The 14,372-nt window shown below is 72.1% G+C and carries 13 protein-coding genes; 9 read left to right on the top strand and 4 right to left on the bottom strand.

The annotated features are described in order from the left end of the window. Nucleotides 1-87: 87 nt before the first annotated feature. Both ACIBPC_RS26165 and ACIBPC_RS26160 read right to left on the bottom strand, forming a co-directional pair. Nucleotides 88-1,041, bottom strand: coding sequence for a carbohydrate ABC transporter permease (locus ACIBPC_RS26165; RefSeq protein WP_398847994.1), 954 nt, complete (start codon nucleotides 1,039-1,041; stop codon nucleotides 88-90). Between the two features lie 7 nt (nucleotides 1,042-1,048). Then, a complete protein-coding gene (locus ACIBPC_RS26160) occupies nucleotides 1,049-1,969 on the bottom strand; it encodes a sugar ABC transporter permease (protein WP_362968715.1) in 921 nt (306 codons plus the stop codon). 183 nt (nucleotides 1,970-2,152) lie between these two features. On the opposite strand from ACIBPC_RS26160, the gene ACIBPC_RS26155 reads away from it, so the two are divergent. The 3 genes from ACIBPC_RS26155 (at nucleotide 2,153) to ACIBPC_RS26145 (ending at nucleotide 6,370) form a co-directional block, all read left to right on the top strand. Further along, complete coding sequence (locus ACIBPC_RS26155) at nucleotides 2,153-3,172, top strand: LacI family DNA-binding transcriptional regulator (protein WP_362968713.1); 1,020 nt, start codon at nucleotides 2,153-2,155, stop codon at nucleotides 3,170-3,172. A gap of 460 nt (nucleotides 3,173-3,632) precedes the next feature. Further along, complete coding sequence (locus tag ACIBPC_RS26150) at nucleotides 3,633-5,528, top strand: family 43 glycosylhydrolase (protein ID WP_398847992.1); 1,896 nt, start codon at nucleotides 3,633-3,635, stop codon at nucleotides 5,526-5,528. A 332-nt stretch (nucleotides 5,529-5,860) separates the two neighbouring features. Then, the gene (locus ACIBPC_RS26145) at nucleotides 5,861-6,370 is read left to right on the top strand and encodes a hypothetical protein (RefSeq protein WP_398847990.1); all 510 of its coding nucleotides are present in this window, start codon (nucleotides 5,861-5,863) and stop codon (nucleotides 6,368-6,370) included. Nucleotides 6,371-6,542: 172 nt separating this feature from the next. On the opposite strand, the gene ACIBPC_RS26140 is transcribed toward ACIBPC_RS26145, so the two are convergent. Together ACIBPC_RS26140 and ACIBPC_RS26135 are read right to left on the bottom strand one after the other, a co-directional pair. Then, a complete protein-coding gene (locus tag ACIBPC_RS26140; protein ID WP_398847989.1) occupies nucleotides 6,543-7,436 on the bottom strand; it encodes a dihydrodipicolinate synthase family protein in 894 nt (297 codons plus the stop codon). A gap of 6 nt (nucleotides 7,437-7,442) precedes the next feature. Further along, nucleotides 7,443-8,603, bottom strand: coding sequence for a mandelate racemase/muconate lactonizing enzyme family protein (locus tag ACIBPC_RS26135; protein ID WP_362968706.1), 1,161 nt, complete (start codon nucleotides 8,601-8,603; stop codon nucleotides 7,443-7,445). Between the two features lie 136 nt (nucleotides 8,604-8,739). Here ACIBPC_RS26135 and ACIBPC_RS26130 point away from each other — a divergent pair, with 136 nt between their 5' ends. Genes ACIBPC_RS26130 through ACIBPC_RS26105 form a run of 6 tightly spaced genes read left to right on the top strand, consistent with a single transcriptional unit; the run spans nucleotide 8,740 to nucleotide 14,354 of the window. Continuing rightward, nucleotides 8,740-9,540 (top strand): IclR family transcriptional regulator, encoded by an 801-nt coding sequence (locus ACIBPC_RS26130; protein ID WP_362968705.1) that lies wholly within the window; start codon nucleotides 8,740-8,742, stop codon nucleotides 9,538-9,540. After that, entirely contained in the window at nucleotides 9,540-10,835 is a 1,296-nt protein-coding gene (locus ACIBPC_RS26125) for an ABC transporter substrate-binding protein (protein WP_398847987.1), read from the top strand. The genes ACIBPC_RS26130 and ACIBPC_RS26125 overlap by 1 nt, the downstream gene beginning before the upstream one ends. Then, nucleotides 10,835-11,806, top strand: coding sequence for a carbohydrate ABC transporter permease (locus ACIBPC_RS26120; protein WP_398847985.1), 972 nt, complete (start codon nucleotides 10,835-10,837; stop codon nucleotides 11,804-11,806). Before ACIBPC_RS26125 ends, ACIBPC_RS26120 begins: the two co-directional genes overlap by 1 nt. A gap of 27 nt (nucleotides 11,807-11,833) precedes the next feature. Further along, a complete protein-coding gene (locus ACIBPC_RS26115; RefSeq protein ID WP_362968702.1) occupies nucleotides 11,834-12,676 on the top strand; it encodes a carbohydrate ABC transporter permease in 843 nt (280 codons plus the stop codon). Continuing rightward, nucleotides 12,673-13,335, top strand: a complete 663-nt coding sequence (locus tag ACIBPC_RS26110) for a bifunctional 4-hydroxy-2-oxoglutarate aldolase/2-dehydro-3-deoxy-phosphogluconate aldolase (protein WP_398847983.1) — start codon at nucleotides 12,673-12,675, stop codon at nucleotides 13,333-13,335. Before ACIBPC_RS26115 ends, ACIBPC_RS26110 begins: the two co-directional genes overlap by 4 nt. Then, complete coding sequence (locus ACIBPC_RS26105; protein ID WP_398847981.1) at nucleotides 13,332-14,354, top strand: sugar kinase; 1,023 nt, start codon at nucleotides 13,332-13,334, stop codon at nucleotides 14,352-14,354. Before ACIBPC_RS26110 ends, ACIBPC_RS26105 begins: the two co-directional genes overlap by 4 nt. The last annotated feature ends 18 nt before the right edge of the window (nucleotides 14,355-14,372 follow it).

Below are 14,372 nucleotides of genomic sequence, written 5' to 3'. Positions count from 1 at the left end.
GTCTCACTTCGTCGTCGAGAGGATGGGAGGAGGGAGGAGGAAGAGGAGGGGCGGGGGAGGGGAGGAGCGGGGTGCGCGCGGCCGGGGTCACTCCTTGACGCTTCCGGCGGCGAGCCCCGACTGCCAGTACCGCTGGAGCAGCAGGAACGCGGCGATCAGCGGCACGATGGTCAGCAGGGAGCCGGTGATGACCAGGTTGAAGATGGCCTCGCCGCCCGCCGTGGACGCCTGCGCGTTCCAGGAGTTGAGCCCGAGGGGCAGCGGGTACCAGTCCGGGTCCTTGATCATGATCAGCGGCAGGAAGTAGTTGTTCCAGGTGGCGACCATGGTGAACAGCGACACCGTGACGATGCCGGGCGCGAGCAGCGGCAGGCAGATCCGGAAGAACGTGCGCAGCTCGCCCGCGCCGTCGATCCTGGCCGCCTCCAGCAGCTCGGTGGGGATCGCGTCGGTGGCGAACACCCACATCAGGTAGAGGCCGAACGGCGAGATCAGCGACGGGATGATCACGGCCCACGGGGTGTTGGTCAGGCCCATCTCGCTGAACATCAGGAACGTCGGCACCGCCAGCGCCGTCCCCGGCACGGCGACCGCGCCGATCACGACGGCGAACACGGCGCGCTTGCCGGGGAAGTCGAACTTGGCGAGCGCGTACCCGCCCAGGACGGCCAGGAGCGTCGCCCCGCCCGCGCCGGCGACGACGTACAGCACCGTGTTCAGCAGCCAGCGGGTGAAGACCCCGTCGTCGTACGTGAAGGTGTCGGCGATGTTGTCGAAGAAGGCGAAGTCGCCGCTGAACCACAGCCCGAACGAGTCGAAGAGGCTGCCCTGCGTCTTGGTGGAGTTGATGAACAGCCAGACGAGCGGTACCAGGGCGTACAGGAGGACGAGGCCGGTCAGCAGGGTGAGCAGCACGCTCCGGCGGGGGCGGCGGTCACCGGTCGCGGCCCGGCGGCCGCGGGGGCGCGGGGGGCGCTGGGTGCGCAGCCGGACGGCGCTCCTCGGGGACGGCGTGCGCGCGGGCGTGGCGGGGGCGCTCATGCGGTGGTCACCCTTCCTTTCGCATGCCGCGCAGCTGCACGACGTAGGCGATGACCATGGTCAGGAGCCCCATGACGATCGCGACGGTGGCCGCGTAGTTGTGCTGCTGGCCGGAGAAGGACAGCGAGTAGGTGAAGAGGTTCGGCGTGAAGTCCGTGGTGATCACGTTGGGGGCCAGGTTCTGGAGGATGCTCGGCTCGTTGAAGAGCTGGAAGGTCCCGATGACCGAGAAGATCGTCGCGATGACCAGCGCGCCCCGGATGGCGGGCAGTTTGATCGACGTGATGACGCGCAGCTGACCCGCTCCGTCGATCTCCGCCGCCTCGTAGAGGGAGTGGGGAATGACCCGCAGCGCGGAGTAGAAGATCAGCATGTTGTAGCCGACGAACTCCCAGGTCACGATGTTGCCGATGGAGGCGAGGATCCAGTCGGACGACAGCGGGTTCGGCAGGGAGGTGCCGAAGGCGTCGTTGATGTTCGCGATCAGCCCGAAGCGCGTGCCGTACATGAAGCCCCACATCAGCGTGGCGACGACGGCGGGCACCGCGTACGGCAGGAAGATCGCTATGCGGAAGAAGTTGCGCCCGTACAGCCGCCCCGAGTCCAGGGCCAGCGCGACCAGCAGCGCGAGGAACAGCATGATCGGCACCTGGACGGCCAGGAACAGCGTCACCCGGCCGAGCGCCTCCCAGAACTGCGAGTCCTGCAGGGCCTGCCGGTAGTTGTCCAGGCCGACGAACGACGTGCCGCCGACGAGCTGGTCCTTGTAGAGGCTCAGGTACACCGAGTACGCGATCGGGGCGAGGAAGACCAGCGCGAAGACGGCCATGAACGGGCCCATGAAGCCCCAGCCCAGCAGGGCGCGCCGCCGCGCCCTCCCGCGTGCGGCCCGGCGCCCCGCTGCCATGGGCGGTGACATCGCTGCCATACGGTTCCCTCGCTCTCCACGGCGGTCGCCCCGCCTTGGTGGTCGTTCCGGTGCGCGCCGATGGTTGCGTAAACATGGCGCGCGGGGACAGGGTGGCCCGAGGAGGAATGTTTACGTAAACATCGATGTCGCGAGATGTTTACACTTCTTGCTGACAACCGTCAAGAGCGGAGGGGATGCTCGATGCAGGGCAGGAAGCGCCGGGTGTCCATGGCGGACGTGGCGAGGCTCGCGGGCGTCTCGTCGCAGACGGTCTCCCGCGTCTCGAACGGGCACCCCGGTGTCGTCGAGGCGACGCGGGAACAGGTCCTCGCGGCGATGCGGGAGCTGGGGTACCGGCCCAACAGCGCCGCCCGCGCCCTGAAGCGGGGCGAGTTCCGCACCATCGGCGTCATCCTGTTCACGCTGTCCACGACGGGCAACGTGCGCACCCTCGAAGCCATCGCGACGTCGGCCGCGCACGAGGGCTACGCGATAACGCTGCTCCCGGTCGCCGTGCCGACCCACGACGAGGTGCGCGGCGCGTTCCACCGCCTCGGCGAACTGGCCGTGGACGCCGTCATCGCGATCATGGAGGTGCACCTGCTCGACGCGGCGACGGTGTCCCTGCCGCCCGCCGCGCAGGTGATCGTCGTCGACTCGGACGCCGGCGACCGGTACAGCGTCGTGGACACCGACCAGGCGATGGGGACGCGGGAGGCGGTGCGCCACCTGCTGGGCCTGGGGCACCGCACGGTGTGGCACCTGGCGGGACCGGCGGAGTCGTTCGCCGCCCAGCGCCGGGCCGACGCGTGGCGGGCGACGCTGGCGGAGGCGGGGTGCGAGGCGCCCCCGCCGGTGCGCGGCGACTGGTCGGCGGAGTCCGGCTACCGCGCCGGGCTCCTGCTGGCCGCGGACCCGGCGTGCACGGCGGTGTTCGCCGCGAACGACCAGATGGCGCTCGGGCTCCTGCGGGCGCTCCGCGAGAAGGGCAGGTCGGTGCCGGAGGAGGTGAGCGTGGTCGGCTTCGACGACATCCCCGAGGCCGCCTCGTTCGTGCCGCCGCTGACCACCATCCACCAGGACTTCGCGGCGGTCGGGCGGCTGTGCGTGGAGGGCGTGCTGCGGCAGATCCGCACGGAGTCGACGGAACGGGGCACGACGCTGGTGCCCACCCAACTGGTCGTCAGGGACAGCACGGCCGCGCCGCCGCGGCTGACGTGAGCGGACGGCAGGAGGAGGCGCCGCCCAACCGGCCGCCGTGGACGGGGGCTTGGCGGCGCCGGTGGCCCGCCCGGCCGCGCGCAGCCAGCTCCACCGGAGAGGCGATCGGCCTCAAAGCAGCACGGCACAGGTCGACTTGTGGTCGTGTCAGATCCGGCTGTCGGCCTCCTCCTGCCCTCACTCAGGACGCACAGCAGCCGACATGATCAAACAAAAACTCCCGCAGCGGTGCTGTTCATCTCCGCCGCCCCGGTGCATGCTGTCCCGCAACCGGACTCGTCGCCCATCCCACCGGTGAGCGGCCGCTGTCCGGTGCGCCCCACGGCATCGCTCCAGGTGGTTCGCCCTCGGACAGTGCAGCGCCACGGACTCCGCAGTCGTCTCGACCGCCCGCACCCACCCGCGTCACGCCACCGCACCACCCCCCAACGACCCCACGCACGGGAAAGGTGGTTCCGTCATGAGACGCCTGCGCGCTCTGGCAGTCGCCCTCTCCGCAGCAGTCCTGTTAACCCTCTCGCCGGCCGCCTCGGCCGCCGACGGCCCTGCCGCCCCACCCGTCGTCACCACCGCCGAGGCGGGCAACCCGATCGCCGACGGCTGGTACGCCGACCCCGACGTCGCCGTCTACGGCGACCGGTACTGGGTCTTCCCGACGACCTCGCGCAGCTACTCCGAGCAGACGTTCCTCGACGCGTTCTCCTCCACCGACCTGGTGAACTGGACCAAGCACCCGAGAGTCCTGGAGACCGCGAACATCTCCTGGGCCCGCTACGCCCTGTGGGCCCCCGCGCCGATCCAGCGCAACGGGCGCTACTACCTCTACTTCGCGGCCAACGACATCCAGAACAACTCGCAGCTCGGCGGCATCGGCGTCGCCGTGGCCGACCGCCCCGAGGGCCCCTACCGGGACGCGATCGGCCGCCCGCTGATCGCGCAGTTCCACAATGGCGCCCAGCCCATCGACCAGGACGTCTTCATCGACGACGACGGCCAGGCGTACATGTACTACGGCGGCTGGAGCCACGCCAACGTCGTCAAGCTCAACCCCGACATGACCAGCCTCGGCACGTTCGCCGACGGCAGCACCTACCGGGAGATCACGCCGTCCGGCTACACCGAGGGCCCGCAGATGTTCAAACGCGGCGGCCGCTACTACCTGATGTGGTCGGAGGGCGGCTGGACAGGACCCGACTACTCGGTGTCGTACGCCATCGCCGACTCGCCGACCGGGCCGTTCACCCGGCTCGACAGCGTGCTGGTGCAGGACGCGGCGGTCGCCCGCGGATCGGGGCACAACTCGGTGATCAACGTCCCCGGCACCGACATCTGGTACATCGTCTACCACCGCCGCCCCCTGAGCGAGACGGACGGCAACCACCGGGCCCTCGCCTACGACCGGATGTACTTCAACGAGGACGGCACCATCCGCCCCGTCACGATGAAGGTCCAGGACGACTTCGCCGACGGCAACTCCCTCGGCTGGCGCACCCACGGCACCGGGCAGTGGAGCGTCAACGGCGGTGCGTACGGCGTCGGTTCGGCCACCACCGCCCTCGCCGTCCAGGACACCGCCTTCTCCTCCCTCGTCCAGGAGGCCGACGTCCGGCTGACGGACGCCGGCTCCGAGGCCGGTCTCGCCTTCCGCGTCACCCGGCCCGGCACGGGCCCGGACGGATACCACGGCTACTACGCGGCGCTGCGCCCGGACGGCGTGGTCCTCAGCCGGGTCGGCGACAGCCGCACCCAACTGGCCGCGGCGGCACTGGACATCGGCGTCGGCACCACGCACCGGCTGAAGGTCGAGGCCACCGGATCGACCCTGAAGGTGTACGTCGACGACATGCGGACGCCCCGCCTCCAGGCGACCGACACCACCCACGCCTCGGGCGCCAACGGCCTGCGGGCGAGCCGTTCGGCCGTCTTCGACAACTTCTCGGTGCGGTCGAACGTGTTCAGCCTTGAGGCGTCCGACCAGCCCAACCGCTTCGTGCGGCACGAGTGGAGCCGCGGCAGGATCGACCCGGACATCACCCCGTTCGCGGACATGCAGTGGCGCGTCGTCCCCGGCCTGGCCGACCCCGCCGCCGTGTCGCTCGAATCGGTCAACTTCCCCGGCCACTACCTGCGCCACCGCTTCGGCGAGGTCTGGATGGACCGCGCCACGGACGACACCCTCTTCCGCGCCGACGCCACCTGGCGCATCAGACCAGGCCTCGCCGACCCGGCACTGACCTCCTTCGAATCCTGGAACTTCCCCGGCGAGTACCTGCGCCACCGCGACTCACTGCTCTGGAAGGAGACGATCACCAACACACCACAGAACCGGGCGAACGCAACGTTCCGCATGTGGTGACCCTCCGCCCACCCCGGTTTCCGCCGGCCCCCCACCGGCGGAAACCGTTGCCCGGACGGGACAAGCGGCCAACCGCGCCCGCGCGGAGGCGGCAATTGTCGAGGTCCCGCCCGGGCGTGAGTGGATACTTGATCGACTGAAACGGGAAGGCGTTCTCTGGCCGCCTCCCGTCCAGGCCCTGTGCCGCCGATGGTTGAGCGCGTACGCCGTGATCTGCCTGTCACCCGGAGCGAGAGCGAGTTCGTCCAAGCGGCGTGCGGCGCCGGGGATCGGCCGGGCCCACGGAAGGGCGACGCGTGTCTGTCGGGAGCGAGCTGAGGGGAGAAGGCCGGTTGTCGAAGCTGCATGTCATCACTGGCGCGCCGGGGGCCGGGAAGACCGCACTCCTGCCGCACCTGGGGATATACCCCTTCGCCAGCGCCGACTTCGATGAGCTGCCTGAGCCGGACGGCAGGCTGCTGGGGATCGACATCACCGCTTCCTCGGCCGGTCCCGTGTGGCCCGCCTACAACAGGCTGTGGGTGAAGATCGCGACCATGATGCTCCGGTCAGGCGGACCCGTGTTGATCCTCTGTCCCTTGACCCCGGGTGAATGGGCAAGCACAGCCCTCCGAGACGCCGCGGGTCCGCCGCATGTCACCTGGGCACGCCTCGACTGCTCCGACACGGACAGACGTGCCCGCCTTGCCGCCCGCGGGTGGGATGCGGAACAGATCGAGGACGCGGTCGAGGACGCCGCAGAGCTCCGGTGCGTGGTCGACCAGCAGTTCACCACCACCGGCCGGAGCCCTGCCGAAGTCGCTGCGACCGTAGCCGACTGGGTCACCAACGGTTCGGAGTGACACTCGCCGCGAGTGGTTGAGGCGTTTACGGACGTGCGGAATCGCCCGCGTCGCCGCAGCGTGAGCGCGCGCGGTGGTGGAGGCGTGCGGCGAGGCGGAACCGGGCCGCCCGGTCGGGCGGCCCGGGCCGGACACCCGGTGGGGCCGGGGGTGGTGGGGAAGGGAGCGGGGCTCAGCTGGTGGTGATGCCCAGGGGGGTCAGGATCTCGTGGAGTGCCGTGCGGGTCGGGGTGTCGAGTGGGCGTGCGGGGGATCTGACGGTCGCGTCGGCGATGAGCTTCCTCGCGACGAGCACCTCCTTGTGTATCGCCCAGGCCCAGCCCTGCTGGAGCCCGTGCAGTATCAGGGGCAGCAGCCGGGCGAAGCCCTCCCGTGCCTCCGCGCGGCGTCCGGCGTTCCAGTCGTCGAGCACGGGGCGGAGCAGGTCGGGGAACTCGCAGGCCGGCATGGTGCCGATGGCGCCGCGGGCGTACTCGTCCAGGCAGAACTGCGCGTTGAGCCCGCCCAGCACCGCGAAGTCCTTGTCCGCCGCGTCGCGGACGGCGGTCACCTTGGCCGGTGTCGGCGGCGCCTCCACCTTGACGGAGGTGACGCCCGGCAGCCTGCCGAGCGCGGCCAGCGTCGCGGGCGTCATGGCCACACCGGTGACCCCGGGGGCGTCCTGGACCATCACCTCGCAGTCCGTGGCGGCCGCGACGTCCGCGTAGAAGTCGGCGACCTGCGCCGGAGTGGGCTTGACCATGTACGGCGGCAGCACCATGAGCGCGGCCGCGCCGTCCGCCGCGGCCGCCTGGGCCTGCTCGACGGCGGTGACCGTCGAGGTCGCGTTGACCCCGGCCACCACCGGGACGGCGCCCGCCACGACGTCCACGACCTCGCGCAGTACGCGTGCCCGCTCCTCGGTGGTGAGCGCGAACGTCTCGCTCGCCATGCCGGAGACGGCCACCCCGTCGACGCCGCTGGCGAGGTTGAACTCCACCACGCGGCGCAGCGAGGGCAGGTCGAGGGAGCCGTCAGGTGCGAAGGGGGTCGCCAGGATCGGCACGAGCCCTTGGACGAGGGACATGGGGGATCAGTCCTTTCCGGCGAGGTCGCGGACGACCCGCTCGTCGATGTCGATGCCGAGACCTGGCCCGGCGGGGAGGGGGAAGTGGTCGGGGTGGACCGTGAGCGGGGTGCTCAGCACGCGCTGGCCGACCTCGGTCGACGTCGGCTGGTACTCGAAGACCGCCAGGTCCTCGACCGCCGCCGCCACGTGCAGTCCGGCGGCGAGGGCGACACCGAGCCCGACGGAGTGGTGCGGCGCCACCGGGACGTGGGCCGCCGCGCACAGTTCGGCGATGGCCATCGCCTCGGTGATGCCGGTGCGCGCCACGTCCGGCTGGGCGATCTCCAGCGCGGGGCCGTGCAGCCAGCGGGCGAACTCGTACCGGTTGCGCAGGGTCTCGCCCACCGCCACGGGCACCGCCGCCCGCGCGACGAGCCGGCGGTGTCCTTCCTCGTCCTCGGGGGCCAGCGGCGCCTCCAGGAACCAGCCGCCGCGGTCGGCGAGACCTGCGGCGAGCCGCCGGGCGTCGGCGGGGCCGTAGGCCCAGTGCGCGTCCACGGCGATCCGCAGGCCAGGCGCGGCGGCGCGGACGGCGTCGACCGTGGCGAGGTCGGCGTCCACGCCGTGGCCGAGGTGCAGCTTGACGGCCCCGGCGCCCCGGGCGGCCCAGTCGGCGGCGAGTTCGGCCCGTTCCCCGTCGGTGGAACGGGGCAGCCCTGAGACGTACGTCGGCAGCCGGTCGCGGAACGCCCCGCCGAGCAGGGCGGCGACGGGGGCGCCGCGCAGCCGCCCGGCCAGGTCCCACAGCGCGATGTCCACGGCCGCCAGCGCGTCGGCCTGATGGCCCACCAGATGCCCGCGCTCGCGCATCAGGTCCCGCAGCCTCACCCAGGCGGGCCGGGGCGCGAGCGCGTCCTGGCCCAGCAGGACGGGCGCGAGCAGCAGGTCGACGATGCCCGCGGGCACCTCGGGAGCGACCGGCGCCAGCGCCTCGCCCCAGCCCGCCGTGCCGTCCTCGGCGGTCACCTTGACGAGGAGGGTCTCGAACCGGCGCGAGTACAGGCTGCGCCACGGCGCCCGCACCTGGTAGCCCGCCGGTACCTCGCTGCCGTCCGGCAGGACGCCGAGGTACGCCTCGTGGTGGAAGACCTTGAGCACGAACGTCTCGACAGAGGCAATCTGCATCGCCGCATCCATTCTTCGGTTGGAGCCTTGCGCTGGGCGGATACTCTAATGCAGTATCCGTCGAGCAACGCAAGTTTCTCGGATGTGGGAGAGCGGTTCCATGGGAGCTGAGCAGGGCACGAGTACGAACCAGAGCGTGGAGCGCGCCGCTGCCGTCCTCGCGGCGTTCCACGACGGACGGCCCCTCCGGGGCGCCGACGTCGCCTCCCGCGCCGGACTCGGCCAGTCCACGACGTCGCGCATGCTGGCGACGCTCGAAGCCCTCGAGTACGTGGAACGGGACGCCGAGTCCGGCCTCTACCGGCTCGGGACCGGCCTGATCACCCTGGCCGGGTCCGCGCTCAACCAGCATCCGGTCCACCGCGCCGCCCGGCAGCACGCCCAGGAGGCCGCCGCGCTGCTGGGGCTCGGCGTCAACGTGTCCGTCCTCCACCGCGGCACCGTCTTCTACCTCGCCAACTTCGAGGGGGCGCTCGCGCCGAAGTCGATGACGCTGGCCGGGCAGCGCAACGCCCTGCACGCCACCGGCATGGGCAAGTGCCTCCTCGCGGGGACCACGCCTGACCAGCGGCGCGCGATGCTCCCCGAACTGCCCAGGTTCACCGGCCGGACCATCGGCACCCACGAGGAACTCGACGCGCAGGTCGAGTCCGTCCTCGGACGCGGCTACGCCACGGAGGTCGAGGAACTCGCCCTGGGCCGCGCCTGCGTGGCCGCACCGATCCGCGACACCACCGGGGGCATCGCCGCGGCCATCTCGATCTCGGGCTCGCTGTCCGCCATGGACCTCGACAGCCGCGAGGCCGAACTGTCCGGGCGGGTGATCGAGACCGCCGACGAGATCAGCACGGCGCTCGGCTACACCGGCCCCACCGTGCACCCGCACCTCCCCGGCCCGGCCGTCGCCGCACCCCGTACGCCGGGCGGTGCGCACTGATGGCGCCGCTCACCGGCCCGGTGCCGTCACCGTCCTTCAGACCGTCCAGGCGGCGGGTGCTCTCGCTCGGCCTGGCCGCCGCCGCGGGCGCCGCCCTCTCCGGCTGCGGCTCCGGCGACGGATCGGCGGACGGGAAGATCACCCTGGAGTTCCCCTCCTGGCAGGCGGCCGAGGGCTCGTTCGCACTGTGGTGGCGTGAACTGATAGCCGAGTTCGGACGCAAACGCCCGGACGTGAAGGTGGACTTCTACTCGCTGCCGTTCGACAGCTACGTGGACCAGCTCACGATCCGGTTCGCTGCCGACGACCGCCCCGAGATCGTGCACCTCCCGGCGCGGAACGCCGCCGAGTTCGCCGGTCGCGGATGGCTCACGTCGCTGGAGGACCGCATGCGGTCCACCGACATCCCGCGCACCTGGACCCCGCTCCAGGAGGAGATGGCCCTCGACGGCGAGGACTACGGCGTCCTGCTGCTCGGCTACGGCTACAGCCTCTACTACAACGAGCAGCTGCTCGAATCCGTCGGCGCCCGGGTCCCGGCCACCGCCGAGGAGATGATCCAGGCCGCCGAGGCCATCACCGGCGGCGGGATCTACGGGTTCGGCGCCACGACCGCGCCCAACCCCGACAACTACACGGAGCTGGCCGCCTTCGTCGTCGGCAGCGGAGCCGCGCTGTCCACCGACGACGGCGGGTTCACCGCGGACAGCGACGCGACGATCGCCGGTTTCGACCTCTACCGCCGGGCGCTCGCCCAGGCACCGCGCGGCATCCAGTCCCAGCAGCGCAACGAGCTGTTCCTCACCGGGAAGGTCGCGATGCTCCTGGACGGCCCGTTCTTCCTGGGCGAGCTGGCCAGTGCGTCCGACGCGGTCCGCCCCGCGCTCCAGGTCGCGCGTGCCCCGTTCCCCCAGGTACCCGGCGGCGTCTCGAACAGCATCCACATCCCCGCGGGCATCGACCCCCGCAAGGCGGACGCCGCGTGGGACTTCATCGCACTGGCCGCCAGCCCCCGCTGGCAGAGCCGCTACACCGAGCTGACCGCGAACCCCGCGCCCCGGGCCGATTCGGTCACCGACCGGGCCGTCGCCGAGACCCCGCAGCTCGCCCTCTTCCAGCAGCTCGCCGACGAGGCCGTGTCGATCTTCCCGGGCGACCAGGCCCACCGGGAGCAGTTCGGCCGCATCAGCGACATCGTGTCGGCCGCCGCCACGTCCCTGATCACCACCGACGAGCCGACCGCCTCGATCGCAGCCCGCCTACAGGACGAGCTTGAGCAAGCCATGGAGTCCTGATGACGACCACCTCACAGCCCACCCTGCGCAAGGATGCCGCCGAGCCCGGCACCAGGCCGCCGTCCGGGCCCTCGCCCGCACTGCGGCGCGAGCACCGGCGCCGCAGCGTCTTCGCGTACCTGACCCTCTCGCCGACCCTCGCCGTCGTCGGCCTGCTGATGGCCTACCCGCTCTACGTGGCGATCGACCTCAGCCTCCGCGGCGGCCAGATATCCGACCTGCTCAACCTGGAGCAGAACCCGCTCACGTTCGACAACTACGGCGACGTCCTCACCGACCCCGGCCTGGTGAACGACATCGTGCGGTCGATGGTCTACACGCTCGGCGTCGTCGTCCCCGCCTTCGCCATCGGCCTGGGCCTCGCCGTCCTGCTCAACAAGGCGTTCCCCGGGCGCCGGATCATCCGGCCCCTGGTCCTGCTGCCGTGGGCGGTGCCCGGCGTGGTGGTGAGCGCCGCGTTCAGCTGGATGCTCGACGCCTCGTACGGCGTCGTGAACTCCCTGCTGCGGTCGACCGGCATCATCGACGGCAACGTCGCCTGGCTCGCCGACCCCGACACCGCCATGGTCGCCGTGATCCTGCCGACGATCTGGAAGTACTACCCCTTCTTCGTCCTGGTCCTGCTGGCACAGCTCCAGTCCGTGCCCGGCGAACTCTACGAAGCGGCCCGCGTGGACGGCGCGTCCCCGCTGCGGCAGTTCGCCCACGTCACCTGGCCCGCGGTCCGCACGGCCTCCTCACTCGCCATCGTGATCACCGGCATCGGCGTCTTCCGCGAGTTCGACTTCATCTTCCCCCTCACCGGCGGGGGACCCAACGACGCCACCCAGACGCTCGCCATCCGGATCTACAACGAGGCCTTCCAGTTCTTCGAGATGGGCACCGCCGCCGCGCTCGGCATCGTGACCATGGCCATCTGCGGCGCCCTGCTGATGGCCGCGGGCCGGTCCGTGCGCCGCGAGTTCGGCTGAACCGGCCCGTCACCACAGGAGCACCCCATGTCCACCACCCTCTCCCGCCCCCGCCGGTGGTCCCTGCTGGCCCTGGCGATCGCGGTGACCGCCGTGCTGATGTTCCCCGTCTACTGGATGATCATGACCTCGATCGTCCCCTCGGAACGTCTGCTGGTCTCCGATCCGCCCCTGGTCCCGCCCGCCGACGCCACCTCCCTCGACGCCTACACCTCCGTGTTCCGCGACGTGCCCCTCTGGGACTGGCTGCGGAACTCGGCGATCACCACCCTCGGCGCCGCCGTCATCTCGACGGTGGTCAGCACGCTGGGCGGCTACAGCCTCTCCCGCTTCCGCACCAAGGGCCAGCAGGCGATGGGCTTCACCCTGCTGTTCAGCCGGATGCTGCCGGGCACGCTGCTGATCATCCCGGTCTTCGTGCTCTTCGCCCACTTCGGCATGGTCAACAACCTCTGGTCGGTCACCCTGGTCAACACCGCGGCCACCGTCCCGTTCACGACCTGGCTGATGAAGGGGTTCGTCGACGCCGTCCCGGTCGAGATCGAGCAGGCCGCGATGATCGACGGATGCGGGCGGATGGGGGCCCTGTGGCGCGTGATCGTCCCGCTGCTCAAGCCGGGCATCGCCGCGACGTTCACCTACGCCTCGATCCTCACCTGGGGCGACTTCCTCTTCGCCCGCACGCTCATGGGCAACCCCGACGGCTGGACCGTCACCGTCGGCATCGCCTCCTTCATCGGCGAGTTCAGCGTGGACTGGTCCGGCCTGATGGCCGTCGGCCTGGTCTCGATGCTGCCGATGGTCCTCCTCTTCCTGCTCCTCGAACCGTTCCTGACCAAGGGCATGACCACGGGATCGGTGAAGGGATGAGCCCGCGGCACGAGCCCCCGCGGCGGGGCCCGGCGGGCGTCGTCGCCATCGTCCGCCTCGGCACCGCCCCGCCGGACGATGTCTGCGCCGCCCTGGTGGACGCCGGGGTCCCGGCGCTGGAGGTCACCCTCACCACCCCGGGCGCCGAAGCGGCCATCGCGCGGTGGCGGGAGGCGGGCGTGGCCGCCTCGGTCGGCGCGGGCACCATCCGCACCGCCGACGACGTGCGCCGCGCGGCGCGGGCCGGGGCGCAGTTCCTCGTCACCCCGACCACCTCGCCCGCCGTCCTCGCGACCGCCGCCGAGCTGGACGTCCCCGTGCTCTGCGGCGCCCTGACACCGACCGAGATCGACACGGCCTGGCGGCTCGGCGCGGCGGCGGTCAAGGTCTTCCCCGTCGACGCCCTCGGCGGAGCCGCGTACGTCAAGGCCCTCCAGGCGCCGCTCCCCGACATCCCCCTGGTGCCGACCGGCGGGGTCGACGCGCACGCCGCCCGCGCCTACGCCGCCCTGGGCTGCCACGCGGTCGGCGTGGGCAGCTCCCTCGTCTCCCAGGCCGTCGTGGCGGCCGGGGACTTCGACGGCCTGCGCGCACGCGCCGCCGAACTGACCGCCGCCTGGCGCACCGGCGCGCGGGAGCACTCCGGGGAGGCACGGTGACCTGGCCGCCCGCGCCCGCACCACTCGGCACACGCCTCGACGTCGTCGGCGTCGGCGAAGCCATGCTCCTCCTCCAGGCGCCCCCGCCGTCGCCGATCGAGCAGGCGGACGCGCTGTCGGTGTCGGTCGCCGGGGCGGAGCTGAACGTGTGCGCCGCCGTCGCCCGGCTCGGCGGCCGCGCCGCGTTCCTCTCCGCCGTGGGAACGGACGCCCCCGGGCGCCGGGTACGCCGCGCCGTGCGCGACCTGCGCGTCGAGGACACGCTGCTGCGCGAGGACCCCGCCCGTCCGACGGGCCTCTTCCTCCGCGAGACTCCGGCCGACGGGGAACGGCGGGTGACCTACTACCGCGCCGGTTCGGCCGCGTCGGCACTCGACGCGTCCGCCGCGGACCTCCTCGCCGCGCAGGAGCCCCCGCGGTCCGTGGTGGTCTCGGGACTGACCGCCTCCCTGGGCCCTGGCCCGCGACGCCTGCTGGAACGGCTGGTCCGGGAGCCGGCGGACGCGGGCACCGCCGTGGTGCTCGACGTGAACCTGCGGCCCGCCCTCGGCTTCGACGACGCGCTGGCGACGATGCGGCCGCTCCTCGCGCACGTGGACCTCCTGGTGCTGGGCGACGACGAGTCAGGCCCGCTGTTCGGCACGACCGACCCCGCGGAGGTGCTGGCCGCGGCGCGTGCCGCCGGGGTCGGCGAGACGGTGCTCAAGGGCGGGGAACGCGGCTGCTGGCTGTGGGACGAAGGGCTGCGGCACGTCCCCGCGCACCCCACGCGGGCCGTCGACACCGTGGGCGCGGGCGACGCCTTCCTCGGCGCGTTCCTCGCCGGACGGCTCGCGGGCGCCCGCCCGCACGCCGCCGCCGTCCTGGGCGCGCGGATCGCCGCCGGGGTCGTCGCCCACCCCGGCGACACCGACGGCCTCCCCGACCGGACCACGGCCCACCGCCTCCTCACCGAGGCACTCGGCCCGTCCCCGTACGGGCAGACGACCGACAACTATGGCCCCGATCCGGTCCCGTAGGCGCCGCCAGCACGTCAG

Origin of the sequence: Streptomyces sp. NPDC049879, assembly GCF_044461265.1 — a bacterium.
In the GTDB taxonomy this organism is placed as follows: domain Bacteria; phylum Actinomycetota; class Actinomycetes; order Streptomycetales; family Streptomycetaceae; genus Streptomyces.
The sequence above is the reverse complement of the archived record's forward strand: the minus strand, read 5'-3'. Positions and strand labels throughout refer to the sequence as shown.

Excerpts from the sequence above, each read along its gene's own strand:
- ACIBPC_RS26165 (WP_398847994.1), bottom strand. The coding sequence starts at position 1,041 with ATGAGCGCCCCCGCCACGCCCGCGCGCACGCCGTCCCCGAGGAGCGCC.
- ACIBPC_RS26160 (WP_362968715.1), bottom strand. The coding sequence starts at position 1,969 with ATGGCAGCGATGTCACCGCCCATGGCAGCGGGGCGCCGGGCCGCACGC.
- ACIBPC_RS26155 (WP_362968713.1), top strand. The coding sequence starts at position 2,153 with ATGCAGGGCAGGAAGCGCCGGGTGTCCATGGCGGACGTGGCGAGGCTC.
- ACIBPC_RS26150 (WP_398847992.1), top strand. The coding sequence starts at position 3,633 with ATGAGACGCCTGCGCGCTCTGGCAGTCGCCCTCTCCGCAGCAGTCCTG.
- ACIBPC_RS26140 (WP_398847989.1), bottom strand. The coding sequence starts at position 7,436 with ATGTCCCTCGTCCAAGGGCTCGTGCCGATCCTGGCGACCCCCTTCGCA.
- ACIBPC_RS26135 (WP_362968706.1), bottom strand. The coding sequence starts at position 8,603 with ATGCAGATTGCCTCTGTCGAGACGTTCGTGCTCAAGGTCTTCCACCAC.
- ACIBPC_RS26125 (WP_398847987.1), top strand. The coding sequence starts at position 9,540 with ATGGCGCCGCTCACCGGCCCGGTGCCGTCACCGTCCTTCAGACCGTCC.
- ACIBPC_RS26120 (WP_398847985.1), top strand. The coding sequence starts at position 10,835 with ATGACGACCACCTCACAGCCCACCCTGCGCAAGGATGCCGCCGAGCCC.
- ACIBPC_RS26115 (WP_362968702.1), top strand. The coding sequence starts at position 11,834 with ATGTCCACCACCCTCTCCCGCCCCCGCCGGTGGTCCCTGCTGGCCCTG.
- ACIBPC_RS26110 (WP_398847983.1), top strand. The coding sequence starts at position 12,673 with ATGAGCCCGCGGCACGAGCCCCCGCGGCGGGGCCCGGCGGGCGTCGTC.